The sequence below is a fragment of the Bacillus sp. PDNC022 genome (assembly GCF_016919285.1).
Taxonomy (GTDB): Bacteria; Bacillota; Bacilli; order Bacillales; family Bacillaceae; genus Bacillus; species Bacillus safensis.
Genome location: NZ_CP070345.1, coordinates 193,179 through 210,597, shown reverse-complemented (window position 1 = coordinate 210,597; position 17,419 = coordinate 193,179). Strand labels below are relative to the sequence as shown.

Below are 17,419 nucleotides of genomic sequence, written 5' to 3'. Positions count from 1 at the left end.
AACATGTTTAGACATTGAATGGAAAGACGAGCCCTTCCCTGTTATGGTACACTTTAGAAATCAATGATATCAAGGTAAAAAGGAGTTATCCACTGTGCCCCAATCCGTTTTAAAAGCAACATCAGAAGACCTCAAAAAGATGAAGAGCGCGTATGCGCACCATTTAACAGACACTTTGCCGCCAGGCGCCCTCTTTCAAGCAAAAGTCCCTGGCTGTACGATTACAGCCTATCGATCTGGGAAAGTGCTCTTTCAAGGACAAAAGGCAGAAGCTGAAGCCAGTCAATTCAGCCATTTACAAGCATCTGATACGAAAAGTCAAAAAGCACCTGCTGTCACAAAATACAGTCCCCCGCCCGGCATTGCTTCCATGTCGGTCATCGGTTCAGATGAAGTAGGTACAGGTGATTATTTCGGACCGATCACAGTCTGTGCGGCCTATGTTGATGCCAGCCAGCTTGCTTTAATGAAAGAGCTTGGCGTAAAAGACTCAAAAGGATTAAAGGACCCGCAAATTATCAACATTGCCAAGGATCTCATCAAAACCATTCCGTTCAGCCTTCTCGTTCTCCGAAATGAAAAGTACAATACCATGCAGGAAAAGGGCATGAGTCAAGGAAAAATGAAGGCACTGCTTCATAATCAAGTCATCACCTCTGTGCTAGAAAAACTGGGCGGACAGCAGCCTGAGGCCATTTTGATTGACCAATTTGCAGAACCAGGCATTTATTTCAAGCATCTTGCTGGAAAAAAAATCATTCGGGAGCGGACGTACTTTAGTACAAAAGCAGAGGGCATCCATTTGTCAGTCGCTGCGGCTTCCATTATCGCAAGGTACGCCTTTTTAATTGAAATGGACAAATTATCACAGGCTGCAGGCTTTGACATTCCAAAAGGAGCCGGTCCTCATGTAGACAAGGCAGCCGCCAAGCTCATCAAGCTGCATGGTGAAGATGCTTTACGTCAATTTACAAAGCTGCATTTTGCCAACACACAAAAAGCGAAAAAAATGTTATAAAAAAAGCTAGGGCCCATAAGGCCTTAGCTTTTTTCTTTAACCGCGTAAGACGGCTTGATACGTATCTTCTAGTGCTTTCAATACTTTTGTATGAACAGCTGTGACTTCTTCCTCGGTCAACGTTTGTTCAGGGTTTAAATATTGAAGAGAGAATGCAACAGATTTTTTGCCTTCTTCCATATGTTCCCCTTCGTACACATCAAATACAGATAGGTCTGTGAGCAGCTGGCCGCCTGCTTCATAGATCACACGCTCCAGCTGTCCGCTTGAGATATGCTGATCGACAACAAGTGCGATATCTCTTGTCACAGCAGGGAATCTCGGAATCGCTGTATATTTCATATCCTTCGTTTCAGATGTCATCACATCTGTTAAATCAAACTCGAAGACATACGTTTCTTTTAAATCCAATTCTTTTTCAACGACTGGATGCAGTGCGGCAACAAAGCCAATGACTTGACCATTTAAATGAACATCTGCTGTTCGCCCTGGGTGTAGACCCTCACGTTCTGCTTGAACATAAGTGATTTGGTCTGACACACCAAGCTTTTCGAACAATCCTTCAGCAATTCCTTTTGCTACATAAAAATCAACGGCTTTTTTCTCGCCCTGCCAAAGATTTTTATGCCATAAGCCTGTCAGCGCACCAGCGACATGTTCTTTTTCCACTGGTTTTGCTCCTTCAGCTTCTGCTAAGAACACAGAGCCTGTTTCATAAAATCCAAATGAATCAGCTTGTCTTGCCAAGTTATATGCTACAGAATCAAGTAAGTTTGGCAGAAGACTTTGTCTTAGCACACTGCGTTCCTCACTCATTGGCAGAGAAAGTCTCGTTTCATAAGCTGGATGCAGGGCAAAAGCTGTGGACTTATGCTGATTCGTCAATGAATACGTAATCGCTTGAGAAAGTCCTGCGCCCTCTAAGAAACGTCTTACCTTTCTGCGCTTCACTTGGTATGGCGTGAGACCGCCAACAGTGCCAGCTGTCGCAGGCAGTGTAGATGGAATATTATCGTAGCCGTATAATCTTGCGACTTCTTCAATGAGGTCTTCTTCAATCGTAATATCCATTCTGCGGGAAGGAACCGTTACGACAAGAACATCATTTGATTCGCCCACTGTGAAGCCTAGTTTGTTGAAAATCTGAATCATATCTTCTTTTGAAATGCTCATTCCAAGCACCTTGTTCACACGCTCAGTTGATACGTGAATGACATTCATACTTGCTTCAAGGTGATTTTCCTCAACTGTACCGCTTAGTACTTCACCGCCTGCATACAAGCTGATCAATTGAGCTGCTCTTTCTGCTGCCGGCTTCGTACGCTGCGGATCGAGTCCTTTTTCAAATCGTGTGCTTGATTCACTGCGAAGTCCAAGGTCTCTAGATGCTTGACGGACTGTTTGACCGTTGAAATATGCCGCTTCTAAAAGAATCGTTGTCGTCTCATCTCGTACCTCTGATTCAAAGCCGCCCATGACGCCTGCTACCGCGTGCGCTTTCGTTCCATTCGTGATGACAAGATGCTTTGATGACAATGTACGCTCTTGCTCATCGAGTGTTTGAATGATTTCGCTGTCAGACGCTTTACGAACGACCACCTGCTTTGAACCAAAGCGGTCATAATCAAAGGCATGAAGCGGCTGGCCATATTCAAGCAGTACAAAGTTTGTAATATCCACGACGTTGTTAATTGGACGGATGCCTGCATTCATCAATCTTGTTTGTATCCAAAGCGGTGCTGGTCCAACCTTTACATTTTTAATGATCTTCGCTGCATAAAGTGGATTCGCTTCTTGATCCTCAATTTTAACAGAAATATAGTCTGCTGCTTTTTCAGAAGAAGTGTCATGCGCCGTATCAGGAAGCTTGATGTCTCTTCCTAAAATGGCGGCAACCTCATAAGCGACACCCAGCATATTCAGGGCATCGGCACGGTTTGGTGTTAATCCAAGCTCAAGTACCGCATCATCTAATTGAAGTGCTTGAAGGGCATCATCCCCTGGTTTCACGTCATTCGGGAAAACAAAGATGCCTTCTGCATATTCTTTTGGTACGAGCTTGCTCTCTACGCCTAATTCTTGCAGAGAACAAATCATGCCATGAGACTCTTCACCGCGCAGTTTTGCTTTTTTAATTTTAAAATTGCCAGGAAGAACTGCGCCAACCGTTGCGACGGCCACATACTGTCCTTTATCCACATTCGGAGCCCCGCAAATAATTTGCACTGGTGCCTCTTCGCCGATATCAACAAGACATTTGTTTAATTTATCCGCATTCGGATGCTGTTCACGTTCAATGACGTGTCCAACGACAACTCCTTTGATGCCTTCACCTTTATATTCAACGGCTTCCACTTCAATTCCGCTTCTTGTGATTTTTTCTGCTAATTCATCCGGCTTGATGCCTTCTAAATCGACATAGTCTTCTAACCATTTATATGAAACAAACATGTTGATTTCCTCCTCTTAGTCCTGCTTGAATTGCTTTGTGAATCTAATGTCATTTGTGTAGAAATGGCGAATATCATCAATGCCGTATTTCAGCATCGCGATTCGTTCCACACCCATTCCAAAAGCAAAGCCTTGGTAAGTTTCTGGATCAAACCCGCTCATTTTCAGGACATTCGGATGAACCATTCCTGCACCTAAAATCTCAATCCAGCCTGTTCCTTTACATACAGAGCAGCCCTTCCCGCCGCATTTAAAGCAAGACACATCGACTTCGACAGATGGTTCTGTGAATGGGAAAAAGCTTGGACGCAGTCTAATTTCACGATCTTCACCAAACATTTTTCTTGCGACTGTCTCCAGCGTTCCTTTTAGATCACTCATGCTAATATTGTGATCGACGACAAGCCCTTCAATTTGCATAAATTGATGTGAATGAGTCGCGTCATCACTGTCACGTCTATATACTTTCCCAGGACAGATGATCTTCACAGGACCTTGTCCTTTATATTTCTCAAGTGTACGTGCTTGCACTGGTGATGTTTGTGTTCTCATTAATGTATCTTCAGTAATATAGAAGCTGTCCTGCATATCACGTGCCGGATGCTCCTTTGGAAGATTCAATGCTTCAAAGTTATAATAATCCGTTTCCACCTCAGGACCTTCCTCAACGGTATAGCCCATTCCAATAAATAAATCTTCAATATCTTCGACAACTATCGTTAATGGATGTCTTGCTCCCATTTTGATTGGACTTGCCGGCAATGTAACATCGATCGTTTGAGAGGCAAGTTTTTTCTTCACTTCTTCTGCTTCCAGCTGTTCATTTTTTTCAGCAATGGCACCAGCAATCTGCTCTCTTACTTCGTTTGCGAGTGCACCCATTTTCGGTCTTTCTTCTGCGGAGAGCTTGCCCATTCCGCGAAGTACTTCTGTAATCGGTCCTTTTTTCCCTAAGTATTGAACACGAATGTCATTGACCTCTTTGAGCGAGCTAGCTGCTTCAACCTTCGCTATCGCCTCTGTTTCAAGCTGTTTTAACGTTTCTTGCATGAGTGTAATCCTCCTTTTGATATACAAAACCGCTCGGATAAACGGCTGTTTGATCGTTTGAAGACAATAAAAAAACCCGTTCCTCCATAAAAGAAGGGACGAGTTGTGGTCGCGGTACCACCCTTGTTAAGCACAAATGCATGTGCGAATAAGCTTCATTGACATAACGGAATCAAACGAATCCGGTTCACCTTTACGCAAAACCTGCGGTCCCGGTGACAACTCCAGAGGTGAATTCCTGTTTCAGCATTCCTTAAATGCACTTTCAGTCTACGATGCATTCTCCCTATAAGGCCGCTTCTTGAAACAATCTTCCTCTATCATGGTTTTTAAAATATTAGTTTCATTATAGTGAAAATGAACGCATGTTGCAACATTATCCACGCAAATGATAGACAAGAACAGCGGCTGCAACAGCGACATTTAATGATTCTGCCTGCCCATACATTGGCACATATAAATTTTGGTCTGTCATTTGCAGAATCGCTGGATCAATACCTGCTCCTTCATTTCCAACAATTAATGCAAACGGACCTTCTGCCGTTACGCTTTTATACTCTTTCGCATCTTTTAAAGCACTTCCGTATACAGGTATGCCTCGTTCTTTCAGTTCGGTGATCGCCTGTTGAAGGGTTTGCTTTAAGATAGGCAGGTGAAAATGAGACCCTTGTGCCGAACGAAGCGTTTTTCCGTTAAATGCATCAACTGTTCCTTCTCCTAAGATCACAGCATCAAGACCAGCGGCATCTGCTGTCCGAATGAGTGTGCCTAAATTCCCCGGGTCCTGTACTGCGTCTAATAGAAGAAGCCGTTCAACCTTCTTTTCTTCAAAAACTGGAACTGCACAGACCGCGGCAATGTGCTGAGGCGTTTCCGTTTCTGTCATGGCAGAAAAGGCCTCTTCGCTCAGTTCATACAGCTCAATGTCAGGCTGGATATGAGAAGGAAGCATATCGGGAGAGGTGACCATTAATTCCTTCACGATCCCGCTCTTTAGTGCTTCTTCGACTAAGTGTATTCCCTCAACGAGGAACAGCCCCGTTTTTGTTCTTTCTTTTTTCGTATGGAGCTTTTTCCACTGTTTAATGTTTGTGTTTTTAGCTGATTCTATATATTTCAAGCGACGTTAACTCCTTTAATTATCATGAATTTATTATATCTCATGCACACTACATAATAAACCTGTCTTTGAGACAGAATAGGGCTATTACCATCAAAAAAGGAGTGTGGGCAATGGATTTTAATTTAAGAGGCGCAGTCATTCAAAACATTACTGGCCATAATCAAGAGCAGCTTGAACATACGATTTTAGATGCCATTCAAAGCGGCGAGGAAAAAATGCTGCCAGGCCTTGGCGTATTGTTCGAGGTGCTATGGCAAGAAGCATCAGAAAACGAAAAAAATGAGATCCTTGAAACATTAGAGCAAGGCTTAAAGCCTCAGCAGCAGCAATAAAAGAAGCCGGTTTGCTTATAAAAGCAAGCCGGGCTTTTTCATTTAGCCAGTGATAGGTGTTTCCATCCGCAGCGCTGGATCACGCCAGATTTCGACCCATTTTTTAATCGCAAACACAATAATCACAAAACCTAAGATCAACATGATGATTGAAAGCACCGCATTCAGTACGCTGTAGCCGGATGCTTCTGGATTGAGATATACATTCGCTACCATCCAATAGCCTGCATAATTCACCGTCACATATAAGTAAGCAAGCGGAATTAAACAAGTGAGCATATATCGCCTTTTATCTGCAATTTTTAATACAACGGTTGCCCCAATAATTAACCCAACCGAAGCCATTAACTGGTTTGAAACCCCAAACAGCGCCCAAATAGAGCCAATGTCCCCTGAGTAAAGTAAGTATCCCCACATAAAACAAGCAAGCGCACTTGCAAACACCGAACCAGGTACCCAGTCAGTTCGTTTAAGCGGTTTATATGCTTCACCTAAGAAGTCTTGAATCAAATAGCGAGCCACACGTGTCCCCGCATCAATAGCAGTTAAAATAAAGACAGCCTCAAACATAATGACGAACTGGAAGAAGTAAGAAGCCAAATGACTAAAGAACGGAATCCCCGTAAAGATATATGCCATCCCTACCGCTAATGTTACGGCACCACCCGTTCTTCCTTCTAAATCAAGGCCGATTTCCTTACTCAGCTGCGGAAGGTTTTCAACACTCATACCGAGTGTACGGAACACTTCTGGCGTACTGTTTATCGCAAAATAATCCCCTGGATGCAGAGCCGTAGCCGCAATTAAAGCCATAATCCCAACTAAGCATTCTACCAGCATTGCGCCAAACGCAACAGGCTTCATATCACTCCAGCGGTCCAGCATCTTAGGCGTTGTCCCTGAACCAACAAATGCGTGAAAACCAGAAATGGCTCCGCAAGCAATCGTAATCGAAATAAATGGCCAGACAGGACCAGCTAATACAGGTCCTCCTCCATTCACAAACTCTGTAAACGCCGGGAATTGAATGGACGGATTCACGACAAAGATTCCGGCAATCAGCGCAATGAATACACCAATTTTCATAAAACTACTTAAATAGTCCCTCGGTGCGAGCAGCAGCCAAACTGGCAGAGCCGCAGCAAAGAAGGCATAGATCGGCAGAGCAAGAGCAAGCGTTTTTGTATCAAGTGTTAAAAAATCACCAAGTACCGTTCCTTGAATATTTGGCCCAAGGAATACACCAAACATCAGCAAAATAAATCCGGCAGATGTCGCCAGCTTTAAATTGCCTGTTTTTTTATAATACAGACCAACCCCCATCGCAATCGGAATTGTGATTCCAACTGCAAATGTCCCCCAAGGGTTACGTTCTAAAGCATGAAGCACAACCATAGACAAACCTGCCATTGTGATCGTAATAATAAACAGCATCGCAAGCCCTGTACAAAACCCGGCAACAGGTCCCAGCTCTTCCTTCGCTACCTCTGATAATGATTTCCCCTTTTTTCGCATCGACGCAAATAAGACGACTAGATCATGTACAGCTCCGCCTATGACTGCACCAATTAAAAGCCAAAGGAGACCAGGTAAATATCCAAATTGAGCGGCTAAAATCGGACCCACTAACGGACCAGCAGCTGCAATCGCAGCAAAGTGATGCCCAAATGTGACCCATTTATTTGTCGGCACATAATCTTTCCCGTCCTCTAGCGTGTGAGCCGGTGTAGGATGATCATCTGTGACCTTTAATACCTTGACCATCATAAATGTGCCATAAAGACGATAGGCAATCGCTAAAATACACATAGATCCTATTACAATTGTAACCGCATTCATTTAACCATCCCCTTTGTATAAACAATTTGTTACAAATATAACATAAATTGATTGATTTTTCTTTCTTTTAAAACCAAGTTGACAAATAAGAATAATGTGTTTATTCTTAAGGTAGCTTCACCTACTTCCATAAACTCTCTTTTGACAGGGCATTCTATGGCTCTGTCCTTTTTATTGCTTTCATCTTACAAAAATAAACGCTCGATCACATGTGCCTTATTCACTAGGAAATGTTCTCTTCTTTTACCACAAACAGTTCTTTTGACGCATCTTAAAAAACACCGTTCATTTCCTGGGAAATTCAATAAAAAAAGCCTTTCCCCTATACTGAGGAAAGGCTTTATTACTTAAGAACCGTACGTAATCTGTTCAACAGTTTTTTGATCAAGTCTTTTGATCACTTCTGTTAAAAGCTTCACTGCATTTTCATAATCATCTCGGTGAATCATTGCGGCATGTGTATGAATATATCTACTCGGAATCCCGATAGATAGTGATGGAACACCATGACCTGTCAAATGAATACCGCCAGCATCTGTCCCACCGCCAGGCATTGAATCATATTGATAAGGAATGTTCAGTTCATCCGCTGTTTGGACAACAAAATCACGAAGTCCTTTATGAGAGACCATTGAAGCATCAAATACAACAATCGTTGGTCCTTTGCCAAGCTTGCTTGTTGCTTCTTTCTCAGTGATGCCTGGTGTATCTCCTGCAACACCTACATCAATGGCAAATCCAATATCAGGCTGAATCGAAGCCGCTGCTGTTTTAGCTCCACGCAGGCCTACTTCCTCTTGGACAGTTGCGACGCTGTAAGCAATATTCTCATGCTGAGCATTGTGTAAGTTTTTCATGACATCAATTGCCACTGCACAGCCAATGCGGTTGTCCCATGCTTTTGCAAGGAGCATTTTTTCATCATTCATGACTGTAAACTCAAAGTAAGGAACGATTTGATCTCCAGGCAGCACGCCCCACTCCATTGCCTGTTCTTTGCTTGACGCCCCAATATCAATAAACATATCCGTAATCTCAATTGACTTTTTGCGAGCTTCAGGTGACAAGACGTGTGGTGGTTTTGAACCAATCACACCTGTGATCTCTCCCTTTTTCGTCACAATGGTGACACGCTGGGCGAGCATGACCTGTGACCACCAGCCGCCGACTGTTTGAAAACGAATGTAGCCTTTGTCATCAATTTTTGTCACCATGAATCCTACTTCATCTAAGTGACCTGCGAGCATAATTTTAGGTCCGTTTGCGTTCCCTTCCTTTTTAGCGATCAAGCTGCCAAGGCGGTCTGTAGAGACTTCATCTGCATATGATTCTATGTATGTCTGCATGACTTTTTTGACATCACGTTCATTTCCTGGAATCCCTTTTGCATCCGTTAGGTCTTTCAGCATAGTTAATGTTTGATCTAGCTTTGTCATTCCATTTATCCTCCTTTATCTTCATGGTGCATTCTTATTATACAAAACCTCTTTCGTTCAATACGATCTTTTTATGAATATTTTTTCGTTTAACGAAATATTTTTTTAAAAAAAGTTGAAACCTTTTGGTGTTTTCATTCGTAGTACATCAGATAACGGTATTGGAGGTGCATCCTGTCATGTTTGTAATCCTCATGAGACTTGCTCTTGTTGCATTGCTTGTCTACATCTTCTACATGGCGGTAAAATTCTTCTCAAATCCGAGAAGAAAGCTGAAACAAGCACAATTAAAAGAAGGCTTTTATTTTATGGACGAACAGCAAAATGCGCGCAAAAATTTTAATTTCGTCTATAAAGGTGTCTTGTTTGAAGGGGAGAAGCATGTTCCTTCTAAGGATCATCCTCTGTTTGTCCACTCCATTTACGTTTGGACGGAGTCACCTGAGAAGCTAAGTGAATTTACATTAGAAGACTTTGAAAAACTAGAGGAAAACATTATCGAGCGTTATCCTCAAACAAAAATTGATTGGGATCAGCCCATTAAAAAAATCAAACAAAAAAAAGGAGCAGACACGCCATCCTGATGGCGTCTGCTCCTTTTTCAAATAACTTGGATATATCCTAATAGGATCAGCTGCAAAATAATTAATACAGGCATGCCGATTTGAAAGGCAGGATGCTTTGTTTTATGCCGGAAATACTGCATTCCTAGATACGATCCAGCAGCGCCAAAAAGCACCGCAGCACTCCATAAATGCGCCTCTGAAATTCTCCATTTATGTGCTTTGGCCCGGCGTTTATCCTCACCCATGAGAAAAAAGCCGTAGCCATTCACCAAAATAAGCAGCAGAATCAAAGCCATATTCATTCATTTCACCTCACATGATGAGAAAAAAAGATCACCCCTCGAAGGAATGATCTTTTATAAAACTTACTTGTCTAGTTGTGCTTTTGCAGCATCAGCAAGCTGATTGAATGCACTTAGGTCATTCACAGCAAGGTCAGCAAGCATTTTGCGGTTTACTTCGATACCAGAAAGCTTTAAGCCATGCATTAAACGGCTGTAAGAAAGACCGTTCATACGAGCTGCAGCATTGATACGAGTGATCCATAGTTTACGGAAGTCACGTTTTTTCTGACGACGGTCACGGAAAGCGTAGTTTCCAGATTTCATCACCTGTTGGTTTGCTACTTTGTATAATCTATGTTTTGAACCGAAATAACCTTTTGCTAATTTAAGAACCTTTTTACGACGCTGACGCGACACAGTTCCGCCTTTTACTCTTGGCATTGTAATTCCCTCCTATGAGTCCTATTCCAAATTACTTGATGTTTGCAAGTTGTTGTTTGATACGTTTGAAATCTCCAGCACTTACGATTGCGCTCTTACGCAATTTACGTTTTTGCTTTGTAGATTTGTTAGCGAACAAGTGACTTGTGTACGCATGAGAACGTTTAAGTTTACCAGAACCTGTTTTTTTGAAACGTTTAGCAGATCCACGGTGAGTTTTCATTTTTGGCATTGGATGTTTCCTCCCTCTGTTACTTTACTTTTCGACTTTTGGTGCAAGCATGAGGAACATGCTGCGTCCGTCCATCTTAGGTTTTGTTTCTACTGTTGCTACTTCAGCGCAAGCTTCAGAGAAACGGTCTAACACGCGCTGTCCGATTTCTTTATGCGTAATCGCACGGCCTTTAAAACGGATAGAAGCTTTCACTTTATCTCCCTTTTCAAGGAATTTGATTGCATTACGGAGCTTCGTGTTAAAATCATGTTCATCGATTGTCGGGCTCAACCGAACTTCTTTTAAGCTAATGATTTTTTGATTCTTACGTGCCTCTTTTTCCTTCTTCTGCTGTTCGAATCGGAACTTACCGTAGTCCATGATTCGGCAAACAGGTGGTTTTGCATTTGCAGCAACTAACACAAGGTCAAGATTGGCTTTCGTAGCAATTTCCAGAGCTTCCTGGCGGGTTTTAATTCCCAGCTGATCGCCATTTTGTCCGATCAAACGAACTTCACGCGCACGAATACCTTCATTAACTAATTGATCTTTGCTAATAGTGAGCCACCTCCATGAGATTTTGAATTGAGTTCACAATTCATTTTGACCATTTCGTTGTATGTTTTACAGGCAAACAAAAAGTGTGGGCATATAAAACACCCACACTGCGAACATTTGCATGAAAAAATAAATGTACGGTCAACCTGTCAACTACAAACATGTGTCAATCAGGTGAGAAGCGGGTGCTTCTGCTTGTGATATCTATTCAATTCGTTAATTATTTTACACAATTTTCATTAGTCCGTCAAGTACCCGAACTCTTGAAACAACTTTTTCAGTTTAACATGATGAGACGAATTGGGCAAGACTTTTCACACAATGACGCCATCAAAGAATCAACTGCATAAAGATTGGGATGACGATAACGGTCACAACTCCTACGACCACAACGGCGATACTCGCCATAGCTGCTTCTACTTCTCCCATCTCAATTCCAACCGAAACCCCAAGCGCATGTCCTGATGTACCAAGTGCAAGACCTTTTGCCACTGGGTTTTTAATGCGGAACAATTTTAAGAAGAAGGCACCTAGTGCATAGACAATGACTGCGTTAAATATGACCGCAAAGGCTGTAATATCCGCGATTCCGCCAATATCCTTTGCAATCGGAAGGGCAATCGCTGTTGTCGCTGCTTGTGGAAGCATGCTTTTCATCACAGCCGCATCTAAATGAATCCCTTTTGCTACGAGATATACGATCGTAATAGAACAAAGTGAACCTACAAAAATAGCGGATAAAATTTGCCACCAATATTTTTTAAGCAAGGCTCGCTGCTTATAAAGCGGGATAGCGAAAGCAATCGTGGCAGGCTCTAAGAAAAATTTGATAATCTTGCCGCCCTCATTATAATCTGCGTAGGAAAAACCGCCAACTTTCAAAAATAAAATGCCCAGTACCATCGCCACAAACAGCGGTGTGAACAAGAAGAAACCTTTTGATTTTTTAAATAAGAATGTCCCTATCCCAAAGGCGACTAATGAGACAACAATGCCAAAATAAGGACTCATTGTACTTGTACCCATTTTGCATCTCTCCTTTAATGCGTACTTGAAGCTGGTTTATTTGAATGAGAAGGAGCAGATTTACTCTCCTTTATCTCTTTACGTTTCTGCGGTCTTTCTGATAATTGCATGAGAAGCTGCGAAAACAGCCCTGTCGCTGCAAGTAGCATAATAGTTGCAATGATAATGACACCGACTACTTGCACACCTACTTCTTGCATGACACCTAGTGATTGAATAACTGAGATCCCAGAGGGAACAAATAGAAAGCTAATGAGTCCTGTCAATGATGTACCTAATTGCTCGACCTGCTCCAGTTTGACGATTTTCGTTGTTAACAAAACAAATAATAGAACCAAACCAATGACGGATGCGGGCATCGGTATCGGTAAATACATTGAAATGAGATTAGAAACGAACATTACGGTTGCAAAAATAAATGCTTGAGATAGAAATCCATATACTTTCGTGGCACTCATGCCCCTTCACCTCTTTCTTCGACTGCCCTCAGTATAAGGCATGAAATAAACGAATGAAGCGTTTACAATAAAACTCGCTGGATTCAATGACTGAAATGCAAAAAACGAGTATTGAAATACAAACAAAAAAAGCCCTCCTACTCTAGCAGGAGTGACTTCTTTAATTCTTTGGCATATGTGCGGCTGACAGGAATGATAGACCCGTCTGTCATATGCAGATTATACGTCGAATTAAACCACGGCTGTACTTCTTTCATATGAGAGGTATTCACGATATAGCTGCGATGGACTCTCATAAAGTAAGCCTCAGGAAGTTTCTTTTCAATGACCACAAGCGGTTCTGTGACCTCATACATGTGATCTTTTGTTTTCACGACCTTTTTCCCCTCGCTGAGTCCTACATACATGATCTCTTCAACTTGCAGGATCACAATTGAGTCATCGACTGAGATCGCTAATTTTTGCTGGTGAGGCGCTTTCTCATCTGACAGCTGATGCTCTTGCGTCTCAATGGATTTCCATTTTTTAAACTTCTGAATGGTCTGCAAAAGCCGCTCTTCATCAAATGGTTTTGTTAAGTAATCAAGGGCACTTACCTCAAACGCCTTCAGCGCATATTGATCAAAGGCTGTCGCAAATACAACCGCTGGTGGATCAGACATCCGGTTGAGCCTTTTGGCAATATCAAATCCGTTCTCACCAGATAAATCAATGTCTAAAAAGAGCAGATCCGGCTTATGATCGACCATCCGGTCAAACGCAGATTCTATATTTTCTGCTTCCTCTATTTGAACATCCTCTTTCGTTCTTCGTAATAAGTATTTTAATTCATCTCTTGCTAACACTTCATCATCTACGATTAATACCTTCATCAACGAGAATCATCCTTTTTTACATAGTCCATCGGAATGCGAAATGAGATGTCAGTGCCTTGGTCACTATGAATGGATAAAGCGGCTTGTCTGCCAAAAATCCCTCTTAACCGCTGATCTAAATTAAAAAGGGCTGTCCCTGTTCCTTCTAGTGATTCGACAGGCGCTTTCAATAGCTGAGCCATCTTATCATCTTCAATCCCCTGTCCATTATCTGTCACTTTCATATAAACATGCCCATCTTTCATCAAAGCGGATACGATGACTTCACAATTCGTTTGATGTTTAGGAAAGGCATGTCTCACTGCGTTTTCAACAAGCACCTGAAGCACAAAGGGCGGAATCAGCACCTGCTCCAGCTCCTTTTCAATTTGAAAGGTCACATGATATTTATTTGGAAACCTTGCTTGTTCAAGTGACAAATATGCCTCCACATGCTGAATCTCCTTCTGCATTGGAATCAGCAGCTGGCGGGCGCCTTGCATATTTGAACGGAAATAAATACTTAGCTGCAGCAGCAGCTTCCTTGCCATCTCCACATTGGTTCTGCATAAAACAGAGATGGTATTAATGGCGTTAAATAAAAAGTGCGGGTTCACTTGTGCTTGAAGTGCTTTGATCTCTGCATCTTTTAAGAGGCGGCTTTGGGTTTCTGCCTCCCCAAGCTCAAGCTGTGTGGAAAACAGCATCGCCAAACCTTCTGCAAGCTCCTCTTCCACCCTGCTTAATCCGACCGGAGAATTGAAATACATTTTTAACGTTCCGATCGTTTGACCGTTAGAAGTGAGCGGCAGCACGATTGCCGCTTCAAGAGGGCAATGGGCGACAGAACAATTAATTTCGCCCTTCGAATGTGCCTTCATAATCTTGCCGCTCATCAAGACTTGTTTCGACAGCCCCGTAATCAGGCTTTTAGATGGAATATGATGATCTGTTCCATCTCCAACATGCGCTAAAATCTTTTCTGTGTCTGTTAAGGAGACCGCATCTGTTTCAGTCAACCGATGAATGATCTCCGCCACACTTTTACAGGACTGTTCATTTAACCCTTGGCGGAAAAAAGGCAGTGTTTGATCGGCGATCGAAAATACACGATGTGTCTGCATCGCTTTTGCCTGCTCTTCTTGCCGAATGACTGACTGTAAAATAGATAAAAAGATAAAGCTGCCGATTCCATTTACAAAGATCATCGGCAGGGCAATGATACTGACAAGCCCCCATGCATCAGCAAAAGGCCTTGCAAACAGAAGGATAATGATCATCTGTAATGATTCCATCGCCACACCAAAAAGGGCTGCTTGGCGAGGAGTGACCATTCGATTCCTCCGCTTAAACCTACTACCGACATAGCCTGCAATGACACCCGCTAAAATGGAAGAAATCGCACAGCTGAGCGCAGTGCTTCCTCCTAGAGAATAGCGATGAATTCCAGCTAAAAGCCCTGCGCCAATCCCTACAAACGGCCCCCCGATCAAACCACCCATTTCGATCCCCATAATTCTCGTATTGGCGATAGAGCTGGACGAGCCAAGATGATAAGAAAACTCATGATTCATGACAATTTGCTGCTGGATTTCAATACCTGTGTAATTGCTGATAATACTAAAAGAAGCAAAAATGAAGACTAGGATTGCCTTTTTCCTAAATCCTTGATTATGTAGCAATAGATTGCGAAAGCCCTTCACATGGGCAAGCACAAATCCTAAAATAACGATGATCCCCACACGCTCGATCATCATGATAATTAAATGAAGCAAACCGGCCACCTCAAATGATGTATGTCATATCTATTGTCTTTCTATTCTATCATGTGCGGTCAATGATCAAATATCTCTCAAATCTTTTCTTTATTGCCCTCTTCTTCTATTGTAAAATGAACATGAGCCTGTCACTTGCAATTGAAGGTAACACATACATAACAAGGGAGAAGATCATGAAAGCCGTATTTTTCGATTTAGATGATACTTTGCTTTGGGATGAAAAAAGCATTCATACAACTTTTCAGGAAACTTGCCGCGAAGCGGAAAAGAAATATGGACTTGATCCAGAATCGTTTGAACAGATTGTACGTGAAGAAGCAAGAAAGCTGTACTCTTCCTATGAAACATATGATTATACTGTCATGATCGGCATTAATCCTTTCGAAGGACTGTGGTCGAATTTTAGTGAACCGATTAGCGAAGGCTTTCAAAAGCTGAACGCCCTTGCACCAGAGTATCGCAAAAACGCTTGGACCAACGGCTTAAAGACAGCGGGAATTGACGATGAGGCATTTGGTCAATATTTGGCTGATTTCTTTGCAGCTGAGCGCAGAAAACGCCCATATGTCTATGAAGAAACATACCCTGTTTTAAACCGCCTGAAAGGCAGCTACGAATTGCTCCTTTTAACAAACGGAGATCCTAGCCTTCAAAAGGAGAAACTAGCAGGTGTTCCTGAGCTTGCACCTTATTTTAACGAAATTGTGATTTCAGGAGATTACGGGAAAGGCAAACCGGATCCAGGTATCTTTGAGCACTGCCTTCAGCTGTTAAACTTAACAAAAGACGAAGTGATCATGGTTGGAGATAATCCGAAAACAGATATTCTCGGTGCATCTCGCGTTGGCATCCAAACCGTTTGGATCAATCGCCATGGCAAGAAAAACGAAACAGATGTGACGCCTGATTATGAAATCAAAGACTTACATGAATTGTTTGATATATTAAAATAGAACAAAAAACACCCTTCTCCTGACGAGATTGGGTGTTTTTTTATTTTTAGAGCTATATGATTGCCGCTAGATTTTGCGCTTGCCGGTCTAAGCCGCGTGCTGCTTCTCCTACAACAATGAATTCCTCGCTTGCCTGCTTTACAAGATTCCGGTTTGTAAACACGGTTGTCTTTGCCCGGCTTGTTCCGCTGCTGACCTTCTCTACTTCTGTATGGATCGCCTTCACATATTGATCTACCTTGACGATCGCTTCTTTTGAATTTGTTGCAAGCTTTCGAATTTCTGCTGCTACAACACTAAAGCCATTTCCATAGGAACCCGCATGTGCCGCTTCTATTGCCGCATTTAAGGCGAGCAGCTGGGTTTGTGAAGAAATACTGTTAATGGTTGCAGCAATGGAGCTGATGGACTCTACCTGCTCCGTTAATCCTTTTAGCAAGCTCATATTTTGATCGGTTTCGTTTGCTATATGATCAAAGGAGGCATTGACACTTTGACTATGCTGAATGCCAACTTCTGCTCGTTCCATTAATTTCGCAGACATCTCCTTTAAGCCTTCTACAACCTGTTTCATTGTGTGTTCTCTCTCCGTAATATCTGTTGCCACTTTCACAACACCCACTACAGTTCCTTCTTCATCTTGAACAGGTGAATATGTCGCTTCAAGCCATAAGGTGCTGCCGTTTTTTGTGATCCGCTGCACCTTTTCCTGAAAGACTTGACCTTCTCTCAAACGCTTCCAAAACATGTGATAGCTTGTGTGTTCTGTAATATGCGGAGGACAGAACTGTCTATGTTTAAGACCGATCATCTCTTCTTTAGAATATCCCATGGCTTTTGCAAAAATATCGTTCACCCATAGAACTTCACCTGTCACATTAAATTCAATCATTGCCAGCGAGTGCTCTAATGCACGAAGAACAGCTGATTGCTCCAATACATGTGACGATAAATTGTTTGTTGTTTGCATCATCGCTTTCATTCCCCCAATTTGTCTCAAACCAATAGTACATACTTACCCTTACTTTTGTACTATCT

The 17,419-nt window shown here is 42.4% G+C and carries 18 protein-coding genes and 1 other annotated feature; of the genes, 4 read left to right on the top strand and 14 right to left on the bottom strand.

Annotated elements, in window-relative coordinates:
* The first annotated feature begins 94 nt into the window (after nt 1–94).
* Nucleotides 95–1,018 carry a ribonuclease HIII gene (rnhC, locus tag JVX94_RS01135; RefSeq protein WP_205184303.1) on the top strand — a complete coding sequence of 308 codons (924 nt, stop codon included), beginning with the start codon at nt 95–97 and terminating at the stop codon, nt 1,016–1,018.
* A gap of 36 nt (nt 1,019–1,054) precedes the next feature.
* Here the strand turns inward: rnhC and pheT are convergent, their stop codons facing one another.
* From pheT to JVX94_RS01120, 3 genes are all read right to left on the bottom strand, one after another.
* Complete coding sequence (gene pheT, locus JVX94_RS01130; RefSeq protein ID WP_205184301.1) at nt 1,055–3,469, bottom strand: phenylalanine--tRNA ligase subunit beta; 2,415 nt, start codon at nt 3,467–3,469, stop codon at nt 1,055–1,057.
* Between the two features lie 15 nt (nt 3,470–3,484).
* On the bottom strand, nt 3,485–4,519 hold the full coding sequence (pheS, locus tag JVX94_RS01125) for a phenylalanine--tRNA ligase subunit alpha (RefSeq protein ID WP_039180518.1): 1,035 nt from the start codon (nt 4,517–4,519) through the stop codon (nt 3,485–3,487).
* 376 nt (nt 4,520–4,895) lie between these two features.
* Entirely contained in the window at nt 4,896–5,639 is a 744-nt protein-coding gene (locus JVX94_RS01120) for a TrmH family RNA methyltransferase (protein WP_197198346.1), read from the bottom strand.
* Nucleotides 5,640–5,752: 113 nt separating this feature from the next.
* Here JVX94_RS01120 and sspI point away from each other — a divergent pair, with 113 nt between their 5' ends.
* Nucleotides 5,753–5,974, top strand: coding sequence for a small acid-soluble spore protein SspI (gene sspI / locus JVX94_RS01115; protein WP_024425725.1), 222 nt, complete (start codon nt 5,753–5,755; stop codon nt 5,972–5,974).
* A 42-nt stretch (nt 5,975–6,016) separates the two neighbouring features.
* Here sspI and cstA read toward each other — a convergent pair whose 3' ends face one another.
* Together cstA and JVX94_RS01105 are read right to left on the bottom strand one after the other, a co-directional pair.
* A complete protein-coding gene (gene cstA, locus JVX94_RS01110) occupies nt 6,017–7,813 on the bottom strand; it encodes a carbon starvation protein CstA (RefSeq protein ID WP_144484912.1) in 1,797 nt (598 codons plus the stop codon).
* Between the two features lie 347 nt (nt 7,814–8,160).
* Complete coding sequence (locus JVX94_RS01105; protein ID WP_203128716.1) at nt 8,161–9,249, bottom strand: M42 family metallopeptidase; 1,089 nt, start codon at nt 9,247–9,249, stop codon at nt 8,161–8,163.
* Nucleotides 9,250–9,428: 179 nt separating this feature from the next.
* Here JVX94_RS01105 and JVX94_RS01100 point away from each other — a divergent pair, with 179 nt between their 5' ends.
* Nucleotides 9,429–9,833, top strand: a complete 405-nt coding sequence (locus JVX94_RS01100; protein WP_024426127.1) for a hypothetical protein — start codon at nt 9,429–9,431, stop codon at nt 9,831–9,833.
* Nucleotides 9,834–9,850: 17 nt separating this feature from the next.
* Here the strand turns inward: JVX94_RS01100 and JVX94_RS01095 are convergent, their stop codons facing one another.
* The 8 genes from JVX94_RS01095 to JVX94_RS01060 form a co-directional block, all read right to left on the bottom strand.
* The gene (locus JVX94_RS01095; RefSeq protein WP_024426128.1) at nt 9,851–10,117 is read right to left on the bottom strand and encodes a DUF1294 domain-containing protein; all 267 of its coding nucleotides are present in this window, start codon (nt 10,115–10,117) and stop codon (nt 9,851–9,853) included.
* Nucleotides 10,118–10,180: 63 nt separating this feature from the next.
* Nucleotides 10,181–10,540: a 50S ribosomal protein L20 gene (gene rplT / locus JVX94_RS01090; protein ID WP_003216409.1), complete on the bottom strand. Its 360-nt coding sequence runs from the start codon at nt 10,538–10,540 to the stop codon at nt 10,181–10,183.
* Between the two features lie 31 nt (nt 10,541–10,571).
* Nucleotides 10,572–10,772: a 50S ribosomal protein L35 gene (rpmI, locus tag JVX94_RS01085; protein ID WP_003216324.1), complete on the bottom strand. Its 201-nt coding sequence runs from the start codon at nt 10,770–10,772 to the stop codon at nt 10,572–10,574.
* 24 nt (nt 10,773–10,796) lie between these two features.
* Nucleotides 10,797–11,312, bottom strand: coding sequence for a translation initiation factor IF-3 (infC, locus tag JVX94_RS01080; protein ID WP_024718649.1), 516 nt, complete (start codon nt 11,310–11,312; stop codon nt 10,797–10,799).
* 71 nt (nt 11,313–11,383) lie between these two features.
* Nucleotides 11,384–11,515, bottom strand: a sequence feature (ribosomal protein L20 leader region).
* Between the two features lie 127 nt (nt 11,516–11,642).
* Nucleotides 11,643–12,338, bottom strand: a complete 696-nt coding sequence (gene lrgB / locus JVX94_RS01075; protein ID WP_024425719.1) for an antiholin-like protein LrgB — start codon at nt 12,336–12,338, stop codon at nt 11,643–11,645.
* Between the two features lie 14 nt (nt 12,339–12,352).
* The gene (lrgA, locus tag JVX94_RS01070) at nt 12,353–12,796 is read right to left on the bottom strand and encodes an antiholin-like murein hydrolase modulator LrgA (protein ID WP_065214547.1); all 444 of its coding nucleotides are present in this window, start codon (nt 12,794–12,796) and stop codon (nt 12,353–12,355) included.
* A 137-nt stretch (nt 12,797–12,933) separates the two neighbouring features.
* Nucleotides 12,934–13,671: a LytR/AlgR family response regulator transcription factor gene (locus JVX94_RS01065; protein WP_041115035.1), complete on the bottom strand. Its 738-nt coding sequence runs from the start codon at nt 13,669–13,671 to the stop codon at nt 12,934–12,936.
* Entirely contained in the window at nt 13,668–15,425 is a 1,758-nt protein-coding gene (locus JVX94_RS01060) for a sensor histidine kinase (RefSeq protein ID WP_095409250.1), read from the bottom strand. Before JVX94_RS01060 ends, JVX94_RS01065 begins: the two co-directional genes overlap by 4 nt.
* Before the next feature lie 176 nt (nt 15,426–15,601).
* Here JVX94_RS01060 and JVX94_RS01055 point away from each other — a divergent pair, with 176 nt between their 5' ends.
* Nucleotides 15,602–16,381 (top strand): HAD family hydrolase, encoded by a 780-nt coding sequence (locus JVX94_RS01055; protein ID WP_034624190.1) that lies wholly within the window; start codon nt 15,602–15,604, stop codon nt 16,379–16,381.
* Nucleotides 16,382–16,433: 52 nt separating this feature from the next.
* On the opposite strand, the gene JVX94_RS01050 is transcribed toward JVX94_RS01055, so the two are convergent.
* A complete protein-coding gene (locus JVX94_RS01050; RefSeq protein WP_205184299.1) occupies nt 16,434–17,354 on the bottom strand; it encodes a methyl-accepting chemotaxis protein in 921 nt (306 codons plus the stop codon).
* Nucleotides 17,355–17,419: the final 65 nt, after the last annotated feature.